Here is a 3161-nt window from a genome sequence, read left to right on the forward strand (position 1 = left end):
CTTTTTTCCGTTTGTTTCAGCCGACCTAATCGAGTCACCGGGTGGAGTTTTTTTGGGTATAAATCAACTCACAGGCGCACCCATAGTATTTGACCCACACCTACGCATGAACCAAAACATAATCATCATGGGAAAAAGCGGCGCAGGCAAAAGCTTCACCTCAAAAATCCTCCTAACACGCCTATTGCAAAAACATCCCAATCTCGCCTACTACATCGTTGACCCTGAAAACGAGTATGGCGAAGTGGGTAGGCTTTCTGGCGCAGACGTACTGGACATAACAACACAGAAACAGTTAGGACTTGATCCAATTCAAATTTTTAGCGACAATAAAGATACTGCTGCGGGCATTCTTGCTGATTTGGTGGGTGTTGAGGATAATCGGAGTTATCAGGAGCTTCGAAGCATAGTGGGGGCAAGCCGCGATCTGCTGGAAGTGTATCAAAACAGTTCACCCGCTCTAAAAGATCGCTTATCACCCTTTGTCACAGGCACCGACAGCTTCCTAACCATGGGGCAAACACAAAATTTCTCGCATCGTATGGTCTTTAACCTTAGTGCTTTGCATCGGCAGTTGGCTATGACGCAGAGGCGAAGTTTAACTTTTCAGGCGGCAAATGTTTTGGTTTTTAGCAAGATTTGGCAAATGCTTGACAACACTAAATTCTTACCCCTACACATACCCAAACTGGTGATTATTGATGAGCTCTGGCTCTACACTGCATTGCCTGCTTCAGCCAGTTTTCTTGAGGGTGTCTCACGTAGAGGAAGAAAACGAAACGTAACCCTGCTCTTAAATTCTCAACGGCTTGCAGATGTGCTTGAAAACCCTGCAGGCAAAGCCGTTATTGAAAACTGTGCTACCAAAGTCATGCTAAGACAAGATGAGTCAGCCATACGCATGGCAGGCCAAACAATTGGCTTATCAACCGCAGAAATGGAAACCCTTTTGGAACTAAACCAAGGCCAAGGCTTAATCGTTGCAGGCGACATACACCTGCCCATTGATTTTCTAGCAACTAACGAAGAATACAACATATTCACAACCAAACCAACCGAGAGGAGCCCTCCAACTTGAAAACCCAATCACTTAGACTTATTATTGTTATTTTAAAGGTGACGGAGGTTTTTGTGTGACTCCAAACTGCAGCGTTATTCAAGGTGATGCTTTGGAGGTGTTGCGCCGCTTTGAGGATAACACGTTTGGCGCTATAATTACTGATCCACCCTACGCCTCTGGTGGTTTACACACGGTAAATAGGCAAGCTCCTACATGCGTAAAGTATACTTCAAAGAAAGCAAAAAACCCCCTGCCCAACTTTGAGGGGGATAACAAAGATCAGCTAAGTTGGATGTTGTGGAGTGCTGCTTGGCTGCGGGAGGCTAAGCGGGTCTGCAAAAAAGGTGCACCCATTTGTGTGTTTATTGATTTTTGGCAGTTGGATGCTTTGAAGTGGGCGTTACAGTGGGCAGATTGGCTAGTAAAGGGTGTGGTTGTGTGGGATAAAACCGAGATGGTGCGTCCACAGTTGGGGCGGTTTCGCAGCCAATGTGAATTCATTTTGTGGGGTAGTAAAGGGGCTATGAGTTTGAAACGAAACGTTCCTGTCCTGCGGGGTTGTTATCGTTATCCAACTTTGAACAAAGACAAGTTGCATCAAACGCAGAAACCTCTAGAGTTAATGAGAGATCTTGTGAAAATTTGTGAGCCGGACGAAACCATCTTGGATCCTTTCTGCGGTTCAGGAACAACCTTAGTGGCCTCTCTACAGGAAGGATATAGCGCAGTTGGTATTGAAGTAACCCCCGAATATGCGGCTATTGCTCAAAAACAGGTAGATGAGGCCATAAACAGTCAAACCTCCATACCGACAACAGAGTGGAGGCTACCATGTGAATGACCTTAAAGTATGTGAACTCTTCTGTGGCATCGGCGGCTTCCGTTACGGTCTTGAAAAAGCCTCCAACCAGTTCCAAACAGTCTTTGCTAACGAGTTGGATAAATGGGCCGCTTCAATCTACCGCCACCACTGGAACGACGGGTCATTGTGTGAGGAAGATATCCGAAACGTCCAAGCCCAAGACCTGCCCGACTTTGACATACTCTGCGGCGGGTTTCCCTGCCAACCCTTTTCATCTGCTGGCAAACGCTCAGAATTCAAAGACCCACGCGGCACACTCATTTATGAAATTATACGCCTTGCAAAAGAAAAACAACCCAAGATGCTACTTCTCGAAAACGTCCCAGGACTCCTTAATATCCAAAAAGGACAAACCTTCCAAACAATCCTTGAAGAGCTGGGGAACTTGGGGTATATTTGCGAGTGGAAGGTTTTTAACAGCAAATTTTTCGGAGTACCTCAGTCCCGCCGCCGAGTCTTCATTGTCGCATATCTTACTACCCTCAAACATGGTGGAGGAACGTTTTTTCCTATCGGAAACAGCAACAACATGGGTGCTAAACCGAGTCGGGGGCAAGTTTGCGGTACACTTACTACCGGCTATGGAAACAGTCATGGAGACGACACCTACCTGATAGTTAATTATCAGTTTGGAAAAATGCGCATATACGCTGACACATCGCCCACCTTAACGACACGTCTGGGTACGGCTGGGGGCAAGGGAACCATGCTAACAACCTACACAGCAGATAAACGCCTAAGAAAACTAACCCCTCTGGAATGTGAACGACTACAAAGCTTCCCAGACCACTGGACAAAACACGGCCTAACCACCACAGGAAAACAAATCGAAATCAGCAATACGCAACGATACAAAACGGTAGGCAACGCAGTCACCACCAGTGTCATAGCTGAAATTGGACAATTAATCCTTAACTTCTTTGAAAATTCACACATACCCAACTTAGCGCATCAGTTTTAGGTTCGGTTGTTTTTGGTTGACTCTAACGATCTTAAGCGGCAGCATACACCTGTTGTAACACCTGTTACAACTGTTACTGGTCCTCAAAGTCGAAATTTAGGATATTCCGTAGAAGAGAGAATTTGTCATGTAATTGATGCCTCAGAAATTGAGCTAAAACCCTCCGAGATTGCCCGTAAAATCCATGCACCACATAAACCCACATCTGGACAATACACCTCAGTACGAGTCATTTGCGCTAGACTACTTCAAAGGGGGCTTGTAATTCAACCCTACCC

4 protein-coding genes are annotated in these 3161 nt (G+C 45.8%); all 4 read left to right on the plus strand.

Annotated elements, in window-relative coordinates:
- Positions 1–1078 (plus strand): DUF87 domain-containing protein (locus FWF39_RS12180; protein ID WP_343383706.1); only part of this gene is annotated, 1078 nt, incomplete at its 5' end.
- A 55-nt stretch (positions 1079–1133) separates the two neighbouring features.
- Positions 1134–1901: a site-specific DNA-methyltransferase gene (locus tag FWF39_RS12185; protein WP_343383707.1), complete on the plus strand. Its 768-nt coding sequence runs from the start codon at positions 1134–1136 to the stop codon at positions 1899–1901.
- Entirely contained in the window at positions 1894–2883 is a 990-nt protein-coding gene (locus tag FWF39_RS12190; protein ID WP_343383708.1) for a DNA cytosine methyltransferase, read from the plus strand. Before FWF39_RS12185 ends, FWF39_RS12190 begins: the two co-directional genes overlap by 8 nt.
- Positions 2884–2895: 12 nt before the next feature.
- A partial coding sequence (locus tag FWF39_RS12195) for a hypothetical protein (protein WP_343383709.1) occupies positions 2896–3161 on the plus strand: 266 nt, incomplete at its 3' end.

Source organism: Candidatus Bathycorpusculum sp., from assembly GCF_009778815.1.
GTDB classification, from domain to species: domain Archaea; phylum Thermoproteota; class Bathyarchaeia; order Bathyarchaeales; family Bathycorpusculaceae; genus Bathycorpusculum; species Bathycorpusculum hydrogenotrophicum.